Here is a 15,990-nt window from a genome sequence, read left to right as displayed (position 1 = left end):
TTTTCGTTTCATTTTTTTGTTGAGCATACTAAGCATAATCAGGTCAATAGCAAAGAAATGAGGTCAGAACATGAAACCGTTTGTACCACAGCTTGTATATATCGAACCTAAAGCACTAGAATATCCGCTTGGAATGGAATTAAAAGAGAAATTTGAGAAGATGGGGCTTGAAATAAGGGAAACAACTTCACATAACCAGGTAAGAGGAATCCCGGGCGAAAATGAGCTGCAAAAATATCGAGTTGCCAAATCTACCCTAGTGGTTGGAATTAGACGAACATTGAAATTCGATACATCAAAGCCCTCAGCTGAGTATGCTATTCCATTAGCGACAGGTTGTATGGGACACTGCCATTATTGCTATCTTCAAACAACATTAGGGAGTAAGCCTTACATTCGAACATATGTAAACCTAGATGAAATCTTCGACCAGGCAACGAAGTACATGGAGGAAAGACAGCCTGAGATTACCCGTTTTGAAGCAGCCTGTACATCGGATATAGTAGGGATCGATCATCTTACACATTCATTAAAAAAGACGATTGAATTTATTGGTCAGACGGAATTTGGTCGATTGCGGTTTGTAACTAAGTATCACCATGTAGACCATTTATTAGATGCCAAGCATAATGGGAAAACCCGTTTTCGATTCAGCGTGAATTCCCGGTATGTAATCAAAAACTTTGAACCAGGCACTTCCTCATTTGACGAGAGATTAGAAGCGGCAAGAAAGGTTGCAGACGCCGGGTATCCCCTTGGCTTTATAGTGGCCCCCATTTATTTGCATGAGAATTGGGAAGAGGGCTATAGAGAACTTTTTGAACGCTTAAGTGAATCTCTAAAGGGTGTAAACCTTGAAGGTCTGACATTTGAATTAATTCAACACCGGTTTACAAAGCCAGCCAAAAATGTGATTCAAAAACGCTATCCAAAAACTAAGCTAGAAATGGATGAAGAAAAGCGAAAATATAAGTGGGGCAGATATGGGATTGGAAAATATGTTTATCCTACAGATGAGGCAAGTCAGTTAGAAGAAACCATTCGAGGGTATGTAAAATCTTACTTTCCTGAAGCAGAAGTACAATACTTTACGTAGTAGGATGCAATTTTATTTTATTTAGCTTGTATGCCGTACTATTTTTATGAGGTGCTGCTTAAAGATGTAACATGGGATTACATCGAGGGAGTGGCGATCATGTATATTGACGGCGTTTTTTCAGGTGGAGGAATTAAAGGCTTTGCCTTAGTCGGAGCATATGAAGAAATTGAGCGTAGAGGCTTTCGTTTTAAGCGAGTTGCAGGAACAAGTGCGGGAGCATTGATTGCAGCATTTATCGCAGCAAAGTATACGAGTGATGAAATAAATGAGTTACTCTCAGACCTTGACTTAGAGAAGCTTCTAGATTCAAGAAGGACGATTATTCCCTATCCTATTGCTAAATGGGTACTCCTGTATTGGAGACTAGGACTATATAAAGGAAAAGAACTAGAAAAGTGGATCGCTATTAAGCTTGCTCAAAAAGGTGTGCGAACCTTTGGAGATTTGCCGCCCAAAAGTTTACGTGTGGTTGCTTCTGACTTAACCAATGGTCGTTTGCTCGTCCTGCCAGACGATCTGCCAAAGTATGGCATAGATCCCCTCACGTTTTCTGTTGCTAAAGCAATCCGCATGAGCTGTAGTCTCCCCTTCTTTTTTGAACCTGTAAGGTTAAAAACAGGGGGTGACACGAATATTGTGGTTGACGGTGGGGTTCTTAGCAATTTCCCTATGTGGTTGTTTGATAAGGAAAATGTGAAACTAAAGCGTCCAGTATTAGGAATAAAGCTGAGCCATAATTTAACTGCAATGCCTAAAAATAAAATTGATAATGCTATCGACCTTTATGGAGCATTGTTCGAAACAATGAAAAATGCACATGACGCTAGATACATTTCAAGAAGGCACGAGAAAAACATTATCTTTATTCCAACAGAGAGTGCGATCACAACCGAATTTCAAATCAGCTCAGAAAAAAAACAGGAGTTATTAGAATTAGGGAGAGAAAAGGCATCCATGTTTCTTTCTACATGGACTTATTAGATTGAATGTATCACTTGAAATACAAAAAAATCGAGCATATTATAACGATGCTCGATTTTTCTTTTTGCCTTTTTTTCCTTCGATGACAGTTAAATGAGAAGAAGACTTCTTCTTTGATTCAGATTTCAATTTAGTCAAAGAGCCGAGATTGGATTTCTTTAGACTTCGATTGGAACCGCTTTCGGATTTTTGGAATCGTTTCTTAGATCGTTTAGCTGCTTTTACGAATGCTCTTTGCTCTTGCTTTTGCGGGCTTGATTGGGTCATTTTTCGGTATATGAAATAGAATACGGCACCAACGATGACTATGACAACTATGCTCTGAATAAATGCGCCGGGGTTGTTAATCAAACGGCTAATTACGCCTAAGGCTCCAAGCGCAATCAGTATCATTACGAAGTAAAACGAAGTCCTTTGTTTCAAGAAAACCACCTCCTTAAAAGCATGATTAGCATATTTTGTTCATTTTAAACTAGTCCTTCTGCAGAATTTAGCTGATCTTCCGTTTCTTTTTCCATTCGCAATAGTTCTTGGAAGGAAAGGATCGCTACTTCCACTTGATCATCACTAGGTTCTTTCGTAGTTAATAGCTGAAGCCAAAGTCCAGGTAATCCAAGATATTTTAATACTGGTACATCACGGAGTTTATTTGTAACCTGCAGCACTTCAAAGGAAATCCCTAGTACAACTGGTATTAGGGCAAGGCGATTCACAACGCGAACCCACAATGGCTCAAGGGGAACAAGCATATAGACAAACACACCGATAATGACTGTGAAAAGAATAAAGCTGCTCCCACAGCGATAATGAAGCCTTGATTGGGCTTGCACATTTTCAACAGTTAATTCTTTTCCGTTTTCAAAGGTATTAATTACTTTATGCTCTGCTCCGTGATATTGGAACACCCGTTTAATAATTGGTGTCAATGAAACAAAATAAATATAGCCGAGAAGTAAGATGAGTTTAAAAAAGCCTTCAATTAACACCTGACTGAAATCACTAGAAAAGATCGGTTTTGTTAATTCTGCTAAAAATACGGGTATTAATGTAAAAAGAAATTTTCCAAATAAGAAGGAAATAACCCCAATGGCTGCAACACCAAGGACCATTGTTAATTTAGACGTTTCTTGCTCTGCAATTTGGTCGTCATCTTCTGGGTTGACATCATATCTTTCTGTTGAGAAGTTTAAGTGCTTCGAACCGTTTGCACTTGCCTCAATAATCGCAACAATTCCTCTGATGAAAGGGATTTTCTTCAATAATTTTAAAGAGGGATTCGATTTTCGAGGGAGATGATAGTAATCAATCGACTCGTCCTTTCTCCTAACTGCTGTAACATAATGATGTTTTCCGCCGAACATAACCCCTTCGACAACAGCTTGCCCACCGTAAACGGGCTTTTGCTTTTTCGACATGGTTTCGCACCTCAATCTATTTTCTTAGGAAACAGCAACGATCCTTACTTATAACAATCGTATGAAATAAAGCAGCAATTTAGAAAAATAGATTAATCTAAATTGGTTCTTGCGTTGTATGCTTTTTTTTACAGACGCTGAATACCTTATTTTCATTTTACTAAAAAAGTTAAAAAACCTCTACATTCAGCAATAGCTTGACCAATATTCTAATCGATATGAAAAAATTAAAAATGAATGCAAGAGTCTAAGGGTTGATGGACAGAATAAATAAAGCGGAGGTGGTAATAGTGGCTGAAGAAAAAGGCTTAGAACAGAATCAAAATGAAAAGCCAATGTCGATGATGACTATGGTCGTTTGGACTGGATTATTTGGTGGTGTGTTTTGGAGTAGTTTAGCATATGTTGCTTATGTTTTTAGTTTTACAGAAATTAGTCCAAGAATTATTCTTGAACCATGGGCGATTGGGGATTGGAAGGATGGATGGCTAGGTACAGTCATTTCCATCATCTTAATCGGTGTCGTATCCATTGTAGCAGCACTTATATACTATAGCGCTTTAAAAAAGTTTGAAAAAATGTGGGTAGGCATTCTATTTGGAGCCGTGCTGTTTTTGTTGGTGTTTTTTGTGTTAAACCCTTTATTTCCAGGGATGAAAACCTTTACTGAGCTTGAACGAAATACGATAATTACTTGTGCGTGTTTCTATATACTTTATGGAACATTTATTGGTTACTCGATATCATATGAATACAATGAGTTTTTACAACGAAAAAAAACGAATAAAGAAGTTGTCTATTAATTATTAGAAATATAAGAATTTATGTTAGAATGTTCATATTGGACATTCTTTTTCATTCTTACTAAAAGGGATGTTTTTAATACAATTCACAGGAGTTCAATATGCAAAAAATAGTCGTATTAAATGGCCCCAATTTAAACCTACTTGGTCAAAGAGAGCCGCACATATATGGAGCAACAAGCTTGAAGGATCTAGAGAGTCAAATGGAAGAATTGGGGAGAGGGCAGCAAGTTGAAGTCTTCTGCTTTCAATCAAATCATGAAGGGGTTCTCATCGATAAGCTCCATGAAGCTAATCATGTCGGGATAATTGGAGTTATTTTAAATCCTGGAGCCTTTACGCATTACAGCTATGCCCTTCGCGATGCGATTGCAGCTATCGATGTTCCAGTCATAGAAGTACATATATCAAATGTTCATGCCCGCGAAGCATTCCGCCATGTTTCCGTCACGGCTCCTGTGACAGTCGGACAAATTGTTGGTTTAGGCTTTAAAGGGTACGAATTAGCATTTCAAGCATTAATTGATCGTGCAAAGGAGAGAGGAAACAATGGAAAAATTACAGAAACTACGTAACCATTTTGAAAAGCTTGGAATTGATGGAATGTTAATTACAAGCAATTTCAATCGTCGTTATATGACGAACTTTACAGGGTCTTCTGGTGTCGTGTTAATTAGCATGGACAAAGCTCAATTTATTACAGACTTCAGATATATTGAGCAAGCAAGCAAACAGTGTGAGGGATATGAAATAGTCAAACATACAGGTTCGATTCCTGAAGAAGTAGCTAAGCAAATAGAAGTACTAGGAATAAATAAGCTAGGATTTGAACAAGATCATTTAACATTTGCAGGATTTAAAGCATATGAACAAGTGGTTAAAGCAGAATTTATGCCAATTTCAGGTGTAGTGGAAAAGTTACGCTTGATTAAGACGGATGCAGAGATTAAGATATTAAAGGTGGCAGCAGACATTGCGGATGCTGCATTTAAACATATTTTAGATTTCATTCGACCAGGCAAAACAGAGCTTGAGGTTTCGAATGAACTCGAGTTCTTTATGAGAAAAGCTGGCGCTACGTCATCTTCTTTTGATATTATCGTGGCTTCAGGCTACCGTTCTGCCTTACCACATGGAGTAGCAAGTGATAAAGTGATTGAGAAGGGCGATTTTGTTACACTTGATTTCGGGGCATATTATAATGGATATGTGTCAGATATTACACGTACGGTCTCTGTAGGAGAAGCAGATGACAAGCTAAAGGAAGTCTACCAAGTCGTGCTAGATGCACAGTTACGAGGCATGGATGGAATTAAGCCTGGCATGTCGGGAAAAGATGCAGATGCCCTAACGAGAGATTATATAACAGAAAAAGGCTATGGTGAATACTTTGGCCATTCAACAGGTCATGGAATTGGACTTGAGGTTCACGAAGGACCATCCCTATCTGTGAAATCAGACCTTGTACTAGAGCCTGGAATGGTTGTAACGGTAGAGCCAGGTATATATATTCCTGGACTTGGTGGGGTTCGTATTGAAGATGATACGTTAATTACGAAAGATCATAACGAAACGCTAACACATTCAACAAAAGAGCTAATCATTCTTTAAAGGTAAATAGGAGGATATCAGTATGATTTCTGTAAACGATTTTCGTACAGGTTTAACAATTGAAGTAGACAATGGCATTTGGAGAGTAATGGATTTCCAACATGTTAAGCCAGGAAAAGGGGCTGCATTTGTTCGCTCAAAATTACGTAACCTTCGTACGGGTGCTGTTCAAGAAAAAACATTCCGTGCTGGTGAAAAAGTAGGGAAAGCTCAAATTGACAATCGTAGAATGCAATACTTATATGCAAACGGCGATCTGCATGTTTTCATGGATAACGAGTCATATGAACAAATCGAACTTCCGTCAAAATCAATTGAGTATGAGCTAAAGTTCCTTAAAGAAAATATGGAAGTACAAATCATGATGTATCAAGGAGAAACACTTGGAGTGGAGCTTCCTAATACAGTTGAGCTTGAAGTAACAGAAACAGAACCTGGAATCAAAGGTGATACGGCTTCAGGCGGAACAAAGCCTGCGATCTTAGAAACTGGCTTAAGTGTACAAGTTCCTTTCTTCGTTAACCAAGGAGATCGTTTAATCGTTAATACAACTGACAGCACTTATGTTTCTCGTGCGTAATTAGAAAAAGTGTTTGCGTTCTAGCTAAACACGGCTCTAACCAGGAATTTCTAAGCGAATTAAGTATTAAAAGCCGGTCGTAGTAGTATGCTCCAATCGGCTTTTTTACTGATTATGAATTGATAAATTGTATCGATGGTGGATAAGCGCTGCGACATCCAGCGCAAGCGCCCTAGCGCCTAGTGTACTTCGGTCCTCTCGTTACGATAAGTCAACATCGATTCGCTTACAAGCTAATCGGGTTTCCTTTATCTCCTTCGAAGCCCTCGTGGACAGGGGCGCACTGCGCTTTTCTTACTGGAGATTATTTTTTAGAGAACGGTTCCCTTCCTGTTGCACCTACCGAAATGTCAGTGTCACCCTTATTATTATAAGTGGGATCTGCGTTTAGGTTAGTATGATTCTTTTGTGCACCACCTAAATAGGCTGACTTTTGTTGATAATTAAAAAACTCCTCTTGATTTTCATTCACCATATAAAACACTCCTTTCAGTTATATTGTTGTCAAGCTCGATGGAAAAGAGAACAGGAAATAAATGAAAGGAACTAGCCAGTTTTTTCTATTGAAAAAATAAGACTAAACAGGTATGATAATGACTAAGGATGCTGCGTTGTTCGTTTGTATATGAAGTTTCAACCTTTAATTAGTAATAGGGAGTCTAATATGAGAGCTCAGACATCAAGCCTTCATTGCGTAGAGGACGATGAACCAGCTTCTGCAGACACCCACCTGTTGGAGCAGGTATGAAACTCCATATAAAATCGGCGGCAATCGCGGCTACACAAGTTTATAACTCTAAGAGGCACTCAAATTAATTTGAGTGCCTCTTTTTTAGTGCGGAACAATTATGGATAGTTGTCTCAAACAACTACGAATCGTTAAAACATTAAGGTAATATCACTTAGCGTTACAGGTCAGGTAATTTCTCAAACTGAGACTCTCTTGGGAATAAATATACACTCTCACTCCTACTCGTATGGATATTCCACTCTCAGCGATGCTTCGATTTCTAATTGTCCAGGCTCAATCGGAGTGGTAGATACACCTTTAACCTGAGTAGATGCTTCAAATGGAATGGGGCCACCATTCATTTGCGAACCTTCTGTAATTAATATTGGCGGTTGCACGAGCTGAACGCCTAGTGAGTGAGCAATGGTTGCAGCTTTTTGCTCAGCCGTTTGCAGGGCGATTATGAGTGCTTGTTGATAATAAGCATTCGGATTTGATACAGAGAATTGAATTTGTGATACAGAATTTGCACCGTTTTGCACGGCAGTATCTACTATAGCCCCAACTTTGTCTATTTCACTAATTGCAATTGTTATCATATGGTTTACTTTATAACCTCGGAAAATTTGCTCGCCCTCTTTGTATTCATATAATGGGTAGATGGAATACTCGCTTGTTTGAATATTTTGTTTATTAATCCCTATGCTTTCCAAACTTCTTATTACATCATTCATGTGTTTTGAATTGTTCGCTTGAGCAGTTTCAAGATTTTGATCTTCAGTGTTTACCCCAAGAGTGATGGTTGCTTTATCTGGCTGAACGGCCACTCTTCCTTCTCCCGTTACTTTTATCAGCTTTTTCTTGGGTAATTGCATACGAAGATAGGGCTGAAATGGTTGCTGATAGTACATTCTCTTCTCCTCCTCTATAAGGCTCCATTCAATAAATTGATTGCAGCCCTCAATCTTTAAATGCTTATTCAAATAACAAGTAAGGTGCAAATCAACGTTCATTAGTAGAAAATATTCTATTACTTGTTTTTTCATTCAACAATCTCACTGTTTACCCGTACACGTTCACAAATTCTTTAGGAAAACAGGTGAAACAAAGTCATAAAGTGGTCAAGCTTACATACATTTTAATTAGTAAGAGACACGTAGAAATATGGGAGGATTAGCTGTGGAAACGATACGAACCTTTTTACCAAAGCATATTGCCGAGATTCTTAAAAAAATCCCTCCTGTCCAGGCGTTGGGTGTGGAAGAAATTCGATTACGAATCAATCGGCCTATTGAGATTACGATGAATGGTTCTCCGCAATTTTTGTCTTATATTTTTCAACCGGAAGATGCGATTCAATTAATGAACAAAGTAAGTCATTTCTCCATTTACACGATGGAAGAGGAATTGAAGAGAGGCTATGTCACCATTGCAGGTGGTCACCGCGTAGGGTTAGCTGGTAAGGTGATTCTTGAAAATGGCATGGTGAAAGCCATTCGTGACCTCTCCTCGTTTAACATTCGCATAGCAAGAGAGAAAATTGGAATTGCCGAAGGGATTATTCCTTATTTATACAATGCTGGTTACAAGCATACAATGATTATCGGTCCTCCCCAAACCGGGAAAACAACCTTGCTGAGAGATATGGCAAGAATCATTTCTAGTGGGGATGAGCGAAAAGGTCGCAAGGCGGCTAAGGTAGGAATTGTGGATGAACGATCTGAAATTGCCGGTTGTTTAAATGGGATTCCTCAATTAACCTTTGGACCTCGAGTAGATGTTCTTGATAGCTGCCCAAAGGCAGAAGGGATGATGATGATGATTCGTTCGATGAGTCCAGATGTACTAATTGTGGATGAAATTGGAAGAAAAGAAGACGGAGAAGCCATAATGGAGGCTGTGAATGCGGGAATTACACTCATGATGACCACCCATGGAACATCCATTGAAGATGTGAAAAAACGTCCCACATTAAAACCACTAATTGAGATAGGTATTTTTGAACGGTATATAGAGCTAAGTAGAAAAGATGGGCCAGGAACGATTACAAGTATCCGCGATCAAAATGGTCGTCCGATTCTAAAAGAAGTGAGAGTGACTTAGATGCTTAAACTTATTGGTGCTGTAATTATTTTAGTAGCCACCACATGGACAGGCTTTGAAGCTTCTAGGCATTTGAATGAACGCCCCCGTCAGCTAAGACAGCTTAAATCTGCACTCCAATCGTTAGAGGCGGAAATCATGTACGGTCATACTCCGCTTCATGAGGCTGCTAGAAGATTAGCTGCCCAGCTGTCTAAGCCATTATCTTGGTTTTTCGAAGCTTTTTCTAAAAAGCTCACAAATCAAGATACAACCGTGAAAGATGCGTGGGAAGAAAGCTTGATTGAAGTATGGAAGCTAACGGCCTTTAAAAAAGGAGAGTTTGAAATTATGAAGCAATTTGGTGAAACACTTGGTCGGCATGACCGTGTTTCACAGCAAAAGCAAATCATGCTTACCCTGTCCCACTTAGAAAGAGAAGAAGCAGATGCATGTGAGAGACAGGCAAAATACGAAAAGATGGTAAAGAGTTTAGGGTTTTTATCAGGCTTATTATTAATCATATTGCTAATGTAGCAAAAGTTCTGAAGTGGTGAAGTTTAAGGAGGAGAAATGATGGGCTTAGAGGTAGATATTATTTTTAAAATTGCGGGAGTAGGAATTGTGGTGGCATTCCTTCACACGATCCTTGACCAGGTTGGCAAAAAGGAATATGCACAGTGGGTTACATTATTTGGATTTATTTATATCTTATTTATGGTTGCTACGATCGTTGATAATCTCTTTCAGAAAATTAAATCGGTCTTTTTATTCCAAGGATAAAGGAGGGCTTCGTCATTGAAATTGTCCAAATTGTAGGAGTAGCGCTCGTATCTACTTTTCTAGCCCTCATTGTTAAAGAACAAAAACCTAACTTCGCTTTTCTGCTAATTGTTTTTGTTGGATGTGCGATTTTTCTTTATTTGGTCGATCATATTGCCAATATCATTCATATGATTGAGCGAATTGCTGTTAATGCAAATGTCAATCTCGTTTATGTGGAAACGATTTTAAAAATTATTGGTATTGCCTATATCGCTGAATTTGCTTCACAAATTACAAAGGACGCAGGTCAAGGAGCAATCGCTTCCAAGATTGAGCTTGCTGGAAAAATCCTCATCCTAGCGATGGCGATTCCGATTTTGACTGTCTTAATAGAAACAATCATTCAGCTCATACCGAGCTAGTAACATGACGAATTTTAATAGCTTCTAGCCATTCTTTGTTGTTCCAACCCGGACGTGATTGCACTCATTTACGTCTGATAAAGCCTTCCTTTAAAGAGGTGAAATTATGAAGCAACCGCTTCCGATCGTTCTCCTATTCCTATTTCTAATTTATTTACTATTCATCCCAAATGTACAAGCCACAACAAATGAAGAGGAAGCAAATGAAACCGTTCATCCAGAAGTGCTTGTAGAAAAACAGCTAGAAACGTTAAATATTGATGAATTAAAGCAATTTTGGGAAGATGTCATGAATCAATATGGAGGATTCCTTCCTGAAAGTCAAAAAGGAAGTTTATATGAATTTATTAAAGGGGAAAAGAATTTTTCCTTTAAAGAATGGTTCTCAGGTGGTATCAAATTTGCTTTCCATGAATTTATCGTAAATGGAAAACTTCTCGGTTCCCTAATCATGCTGACAGTATTTAGTATTTTCCTACAAACCCTTCAAAACTCTTTCGAACAAAGTACAGTTAGTAAAGTAGCATATTCAATTGTATTTATGGTGTTGATCATCATCGCTTTAAATAGCTTTCATGTGGCTATTACTTATGCCAATGAGACGATCGGCACGATGATTTCCTTTATTCTGGCGCTCATTCCTTTGCTACTCGCATTAATTGCCTCATCTGGAGGCGTCGTTTCAGCCGCATTTTTCCATCCTGTCATCTTGTTCCTTATGAATACTAGCGGCTTATTTATCCAATATGTTGTTCTGCCATTATTGTTTCTTGCTGCTCTGCTTAGTATTGTCAGTATTCTTTCAGAGCATTACAAAGTAACACAGCTTGCAAATCTTTTAAGGAATTGGAGCATTGGGCTACTTGGTGTGTTCGTCACGATTTTTTTGGGTGTCATCTCGGTTCAAGGAGCTTCAACCGCTGTAACAGATGGGATAACGATACGAACGGCTAAGTTTATTACAGGGAATTTTATCCCGGTAATCGGGCGGATGTTCACAGATGCAACTGACACAGTGATTAGTGCCTCCGTTCTGTTAAAGAATACGGTTGGTATCGCGGGAGTAGCCATTTTGCTTCTTATTGTTGCTTTTCCAGCCATCAAGATTTTAATGATTGCCTTTATATATAAATTTGCTGCAGCGATTTTACAGCCGCTTGGAGGTGGCCCTGTCATTGCCTGTTTAGATGTTATTAGCAAGAGCATCATTTATGTTTTTGCAGCGCTTGGCATTGTATCTTTAATGTTTTTTTTAAGTATTACAGTTATCATTGCGGCTGGGAATTTAACGATGATGATGAGGTAAAGGGGGGGAGAAGATGGAGTTTTTAAAAGAGTGGATCACCAATATCATTCTATTTGTCTTGCTGGCAACCGTAATAGATATGCTTCTCCCGAACTCCAAGCTGCAGAAGTATACAAAGATGGTAACAGGGCTCTTATTAATTACTGTGATTATGGCGCCAATCCTAAAAATTTTATCCGTCGATCTAGAGAAAACGATGGCAGCTGTCACGATCTTTGATCAATCAGGTGAAAAAAATATGGAAGATTCAATCGAAATGAAAAAAATAGAAATACAAGCCTCCCAACGTGCATATATTTTAGAACAGATGGCTGTCCAATTAGAAAAGGATGCAGAAGAGGAGTTGATGATTCAATACGGGCTAGAAATAGAAAAGATTGAACTTTTAGTAGAAGAAAATGAACAAGTACCTTCCCTGGAAAATCTACAAAAGGTAATGGTCCAACTCAAGCAACCAAACGATGGAGCTAAGGCAGCTGTAGAAGTGGTAAAGACTGTAGAGATAAATACAGAGAAGCCACTTGAGAATAAGGCAGCTGAAGAGCATGCAGACAATGTTGCAAGCCTGCTCTCGCAAAAATGGAATGTAAAAGAAAAAACGATTGAAGTCTTGATAGAAAGGGGGAGCGTTGAGTCAAATGGATAATGAAAAGGGACCCATTTCATGGTTGAAAAGGTTAATTTCGAAGGAAGATCAATCCAATCAAAAAGCAAGTAAGTACCAATATCTACTTCTGGTTCTAGTTTTTGGAGCAGCGATTATGTTAGTTAGTAATATGCTATTTAAAGATGAAGGGGCAAACGCTAGTCTTCCAGCTTTCAAAAGCGAGGAGCAAAAGGAAGAAGAGGTTCCTGCCTTTGGGCAAAAGCAAACAGGTGAGAATAAGCTGATTTCCGATTATGAAGCCCATTATGAAAATCAACTAAAAGAAGCACTTGAAGGCATGATGGGTGTCGATGATGTTTCCGTAATTGTAAACGTAGACGCCACAGAAAAGAAAGTGCTAGAAAAAAATACAACCTCCCAATCCCAAACGACGGATGAAACCGACCGTGAAGGTGGGAAGCGTAAAGTAGAAGACCAATCAAAAGAAGAACAGCTCGTTATTGTTCGTAATGGTGAAAAAGAGGTTCCGATAGTAGTAGAAACAAAGAAACCAGAAATTCGCGGAGTCCTCGTAGTAGCCAAGGGAGCAGATAATATTCAAGTGAAAAAATGGATTATTGAGGCAGTTACAAGAGTACTTGATGTTCCAAGCCATCGAGTAGCAGTTATGCCGAAAAAAACTAAGGGGGAATAAATAAATGTTATTGAAAAAACAAACAGTATGGTTATTAACAATGCTAAGCTTAGTTGTCGTATTATCAGTGTATTACATTACATCTCCAGAGCAAATGAATCAGGATCTAGCCGCGATGGAAGAGAAAGCAAATGAAGAGGAAGCAAAGGATGCACAGGGAGAAGCGACTGAAACGGAATCAATTGAAACAGAGGATGGTGAAGTTATCTCTAGTATTGCAAGTGATGAAGTATTCGAAGCATTACGTTTAGAGCTAGACACAGAGCGAAGCAAAATGAAGGAAGAATTAACTGAAATTATGGCGTCTACTGATCTTCCAGCTGACAAGCGCAGTGAAGCATATGATCAAATGCAAAAGCTTGACCAAGTAGCGCAGCAAGAAAGTGTTTTAGAGACATTAATTAAAGCAATGGGATATGATGATGCATTAGTTCGTGCAGACGGGGATAAAGTTCGTATTACTGTTAAGTCAAATGACCACTCACCAGCTGCAGCAAATGATATCATCCAACTTGTGAAAAACGAAATCGGACAACTTCAAGCAGTGGCTGTTCAATTTGAGCCATCAAAATAAGAAGATTGAAAAAGAGCTGACCAAACAACAGGTCAGCTCTTGTGGCTTTTTATCCTCAGTTAAATATAGTGTAAGCGATATAGTATTGAATGATTTACGATCGATAAATAAATTACGATTTATAAAGCTTCATCAAATTATCCATTGCATCATGAGCAGAAGCAATCGAATGAAATAATGCTTCATGATGCTTTGTTTGTAGGCTGACGGTTGACGACAACTCTTGGAGAGAAGCACTTGCTTGCTCAATAACTGAACTAAACTCAGCGATTGAGCTTTCGATTGACCGAGAAGAGGTGTCTATATGCTTCGTCATGGCATCGTATTCGGAAATTTCCCTTTTCAGTTGAATAAAAGTCTCTAAGATTTGTTCAAAGGTTAATTCTGTTCTCTTCGCTTCCTCCAAGGTGCTTTGAATGGTGTTACCAGTAAGCTGAACGTGCTCTTTTGTTACATTCGTACTATTCATGACATTTTTTAAATTATCGGATATTTGATTGGCGATTTTTCTTGTCATTTCTGCGAGCTTTCTAACTTCGTCTGCAACAACTGCAAAGCCCTTGCCACTTTCTCCTGCACGTGCCGCTTCAATAGACGCATTCAGGGAAAGTAAATTGGTTTGGGCGGCGATTTCTTCAATGCTGGCTGCAAAACGACCAGTTTCCATTATGAGATTTGAGAGGCTTGATATATCTGAATGAACCTTATTCATATCGTCATATGTCTTTGTCATAGACCCTTTCAAGGTGTTCATTAACTGATTTCCTCTTTGCGTTAATCCTTCTGCAGCAATCGCATCCTCATGTAATTTGCCAACGAGCTCGCTTGCCTTTCGAACGACTCCGTTTGAGTGTTCAAGCGCTGTTGTTATATCCACAATCGAATCGGTTTGGGACTGAATACCGGAAGAAATTTCTCCAATGGTCAAGTCCATTTCGATTGCAGATTGATAATTTTCTTCACTCTTGGCTTTAACATGATCGATCATTTTAGAAATGCTCGAAGAATTCTCTTCCAATGATTTTCTTATATTTTGATCTTGTTCATAGAGAGTTGACGTCTCCACTTGTGCTGAAACAATATTGTCCGATAATTTTTGAGAGATTTTTAGCTGAAAGGTTAAGAGAATGGATACAAGGACAAATAATAGATAAATGGTCACATAATTTTTACTTTCAAGCGGTAATACCGAGTGGTTTAATAGCGTAAAAGTAGTGATAATCCCTAAACCTAATACTGTTGCTAGCCATAGTATCCATTTATTCATATAGATTGCTGCAGTTGCTAAAACAAAATAAACAAGAAAGTAGGCTGTAGGTGAAATGCTATTTTGCATAATAATTAACATAACAGAAGAAACAATAATAATAGATACGTACGGTATAAATGAAGCAAGCTTCCGGGAATAATGAAGTGTAGCAACAATTGCAACACCCATTCCGCCTCCAATGAGAATAGATAATATAACGGCAAGTTCTTTTTTCATAGCGATATCTACAATAGCGGCTAAGATAACGCTTACAAATGTAGCTTTGACAACTAGTGAATTTTTTCTAGTTAAATCTTCGTGTTTTATTTCTCCAATCGTTTTCATTTCCTCATCCCCTTCGTTCATAATCATAATTTCGCTATAATGTAGAAATTTCCTCTTCTAAAATTCACAAATTTTTCGAAAAGTATTACAATGGATATGAAGGGTTTGTGTCGAATATAGAAACAAGCAATTGAAAATATATCATGTTGAACTTTGGTAAGGTATTAAGGTATGATATTAGTATCTAGTCATAATCTAGTAGAAACAAGGGGTGCTTAACATGTTAAAAGTACAAGAAATTCGTGAATTAATTAAGCTTGTTGATCAATCAAGCATTGATGAGTTTGTATATGAATATGATGGTTCAAAAATCAAAATGAAAAAGAACGTAGTAGGCTCTGTACAGGTAGCACAGCCAGCAAAGCAAGTGGTTATTGAAGAAGCTCCTGAGGCTCAGCCAGTAGTGGAACAGGTAGCGGCAATAAAGCAAGAAATGAAAACAGAAGCACCAAAGCAAGAAGTTGTAGAAGAAGATACTTCTCACTTACATAAAATTGTTTCGCCAATGGTTGGTACGTTTTATCAGGCTTCATCACCAGAAGCAGGGCCATATGTTAAGGCTGGAGACAAAGTATCAAAAGATTCAATTGTCTGTATTGTAGAGGCAATGAAGTTGTTCAATGAGATTGAAGCTGAAGTAAACGGGGAAATCGTTGAAATCCTTGTAAAAGATGGCCAACTAGTTGAATACGGTCAACCATTATTCTTAGTGAAGCCTGAATAAGGA

Annotated in this window: 20 protein-coding genes and 1 other RNA gene; 16 read left to right on the top strand and 5 right to left on the bottom strand. The window is 38.4% G+C overall.

Features of this window, described 5'->3' with window-relative positions:
* Window positions 1-70: 70 nt before the first annotated feature.
* Together splB and LS684_RS14280 are read left to right on the top strand one after the other, a co-directional pair.
* Entirely contained in the window at window positions 71-1,096 is a 1,026-nt protein-coding gene (splB, locus tag LS684_RS14285; RefSeq protein ID WP_233806914.1) for a spore photoproduct lyase, read from the top strand.
* Between the two features lie 99 nt (window positions 1,097-1,195).
* Window positions 1,196-2,080 (top strand): patatin-like phospholipase family protein, encoded by an 885-nt coding sequence (locus tag LS684_RS14280; RefSeq protein ID WP_233806912.1) that lies wholly within the window; start codon window positions 1,196-1,198, stop codon window positions 2,078-2,080.
* 39 nt (window positions 2,081-2,119) lie between these two features.
* Here the strand turns inward: LS684_RS14280 and LS684_RS14275 are convergent, their stop codons facing one another.
* Window positions 2,120-2,512, bottom strand: a complete 393-nt coding sequence (locus LS684_RS14275; protein WP_284701565.1) for an SA1362 family protein — start codon at window positions 2,510-2,512, stop codon at window positions 2,120-2,122.
* A 35-nt stretch (window positions 2,513-2,547) separates the two neighbouring features.
* Window positions 2,548-3,495: a DUF1385 domain-containing protein gene (locus LS684_RS14270; protein WP_233806907.1), complete on the bottom strand. Its 948-nt coding sequence runs from the start codon at window positions 3,493-3,495 to the stop codon at window positions 2,548-2,550.
* Window positions 3,496-3,785: 290 nt separating this feature from the next.
* Between LS684_RS14270 and LS684_RS14265 the strand changes: the two genes are divergently transcribed.
* The 4 genes from LS684_RS14265 to efp all read left to right on the top strand — a co-directional run bounded on the left by LS684_RS14265 (window position 3,786) and on the right by efp (window position 6,489).
* Complete coding sequence (locus LS684_RS14265; protein WP_233806905.1) at window positions 3,786-4,298, top strand: YqhR family membrane protein; 513 nt, start codon at window positions 3,786-3,788, stop codon at window positions 4,296-4,298.
* 101 nt (window positions 4,299-4,399) lie between these two features.
* Window positions 4,400-4,873, top strand: coding sequence for a type II 3-dehydroquinate dehydratase (aroQ, locus tag LS684_RS14260; protein ID WP_233806903.1), 474 nt, complete (start codon window positions 4,400-4,402; stop codon window positions 4,871-4,873).
* Window positions 4,848-5,909, top strand: coding sequence for a M24 family metallopeptidase (locus tag LS684_RS14255; RefSeq protein WP_233806901.1), 1,062 nt, complete (start codon window positions 4,848-4,850; stop codon window positions 5,907-5,909). Before aroQ ends, LS684_RS14255 begins: the two co-directional genes overlap by 26 nt.
* A 22-nt stretch (window positions 5,910-5,931) precedes the next feature.
* Window positions 5,932-6,489: an elongation factor P gene (gene efp, locus LS684_RS14250; RefSeq protein WP_233806899.1), complete on the top strand. Its 558-nt coding sequence runs from the start codon at window positions 5,932-5,934 to the stop codon at window positions 6,487-6,489.
* Window positions 6,490-6,793: 304 nt separating this feature from the next.
* Here efp and LS684_RS14245 read toward each other — a convergent pair whose 3' ends face one another.
* A complete protein-coding gene (locus LS684_RS14245) occupies window positions 6,794-6,964 on the bottom strand; it encodes a hypothetical protein (RefSeq protein WP_233806889.1) in 171 nt (56 codons plus the stop codon).
* 125 nt (window positions 6,965-7,089) lie between these two features.
* Here LS684_RS14245 and ssrS point away from each other — a divergent pair.
* Window positions 7,090-7,274, top strand: a non-coding RNA gene (gene ssrS / locus LS684_RS14240) — 6S RNA.
* 184 nt (window positions 7,275-7,458) lie between these two features.
* Here the strand turns inward: ssrS and LS684_RS14235 are convergent.
* Window positions 7,459-8,130 (bottom strand): SIMPL domain-containing protein, encoded by a 672-nt coding sequence (locus LS684_RS14235; RefSeq protein WP_233806887.1) that lies wholly within the window; start codon window positions 8,128-8,130, stop codon window positions 7,459-7,461.
* A gap of 268 nt (window positions 8,131-8,398) precedes the next feature.
* On the opposite strand from LS684_RS14235, the gene spoIIIAA reads away from it, so the two are divergent.
* The 8 genes from spoIIIAA (at window position 8,399) to LS684_RS14195 (ending at window position 13,669) form a co-directional block, all read left to right on the top strand.
* Entirely contained in the window at window positions 8,399-9,322 is a 924-nt protein-coding gene (gene spoIIIAA, locus LS684_RS14230; protein ID WP_233806885.1) for a stage III sporulation protein AA, read from the top strand.
* Window positions 9,323-9,838 (top strand): stage III sporulation protein SpoIIIAB, encoded by a 516-nt coding sequence (spoIIIAB, locus tag LS684_RS14225; RefSeq protein WP_233806883.1) that lies wholly within the window; start codon window positions 9,323-9,325, stop codon window positions 9,836-9,838.
* Between the two features lie 39 nt (window positions 9,839-9,877).
* Window positions 9,878-10,084: a stage III sporulation protein AC gene (gene spoIIIAC, locus LS684_RS14220; RefSeq protein WP_233811668.1), complete on the top strand. Its 207-nt coding sequence runs from the start codon at window positions 9,878-9,880 to the stop codon at window positions 10,082-10,084.
* 14 nt (window positions 10,085-10,098) lie between these two features.
* Window positions 10,099-10,488 carry a stage III sporulation protein AD gene (gene spoIIIAD / locus LS684_RS14215; RefSeq protein ID WP_233811667.1) on the top strand — a complete coding sequence of 130 codons (390 nt, stop codon included), beginning with the start codon at window positions 10,099-10,101 and terminating at the stop codon, window positions 10,486-10,488.
* A gap of 106 nt (window positions 10,489-10,594) precedes the next feature.
* Entirely contained in the window at window positions 10,595-11,794 is a 1,200-nt protein-coding gene (spoIIIAE, locus tag LS684_RS14210) for a stage III sporulation protein AE (protein ID WP_233806881.1), read from the top strand.
* A 13-nt stretch (window positions 11,795-11,807) separates the two neighbouring features.
* Window positions 11,808-12,440, top strand: a complete 633-nt coding sequence (gene spoIIIAF, locus LS684_RS14205; RefSeq protein WP_233806879.1) for a stage III sporulation protein AF — start codon at window positions 11,808-11,810, stop codon at window positions 12,438-12,440.
* Window positions 12,433-13,095 carry a stage III sporulation protein AG gene (spoIIIAG, locus tag LS684_RS14200; protein WP_233811666.1) on the top strand — a complete coding sequence of 221 codons (663 nt, stop codon included), beginning with the start codon at window positions 12,433-12,435 and terminating at the stop codon, window positions 13,093-13,095. Before spoIIIAF ends, spoIIIAG begins: the two co-directional genes overlap by 8 nt.
* A gap of 4 nt (window positions 13,096-13,099) precedes the next feature.
* Window positions 13,100-13,669 carry a SpoIIIAH-like family protein gene (locus tag LS684_RS14195; RefSeq protein ID WP_233806877.1) on the top strand — a complete coding sequence of 190 codons (570 nt, stop codon included), beginning with the start codon at window positions 13,100-13,102 and terminating at the stop codon, window positions 13,667-13,669.
* A 112-nt stretch (window positions 13,670-13,781) separates the two neighbouring features.
* On the opposite strand, the gene LS684_RS14190 is transcribed toward LS684_RS14195, so the two are convergent.
* Window positions 13,782-15,263 (bottom strand): methyl-accepting chemotaxis protein, encoded by a 1,482-nt coding sequence (locus LS684_RS14190; protein WP_233806875.1) that lies wholly within the window; start codon window positions 15,261-15,263, stop codon window positions 13,782-13,784.
* A 220-nt stretch (window positions 15,264-15,483) separates the two neighbouring features.
* On the opposite strand from LS684_RS14190, the gene accB reads away from it, so the two are divergent.
* A complete protein-coding gene (accB, locus tag LS684_RS14185) occupies window positions 15,484-15,987 on the top strand; it encodes an acetyl-CoA carboxylase biotin carboxyl carrier protein (RefSeq protein ID WP_233806873.1) in 504 nt (167 codons plus the stop codon).
* The last annotated feature ends 3 nt before the right edge of the window (window positions 15,988-15,990 follow it).

The sequence above is a fragment of the Cytobacillus spongiae genome, assembly GCF_021390075.1.
The sequence above is the reverse complement of the archived record's forward strand: the minus strand, read 5'-3'. Positions and strand labels throughout refer to the sequence as shown.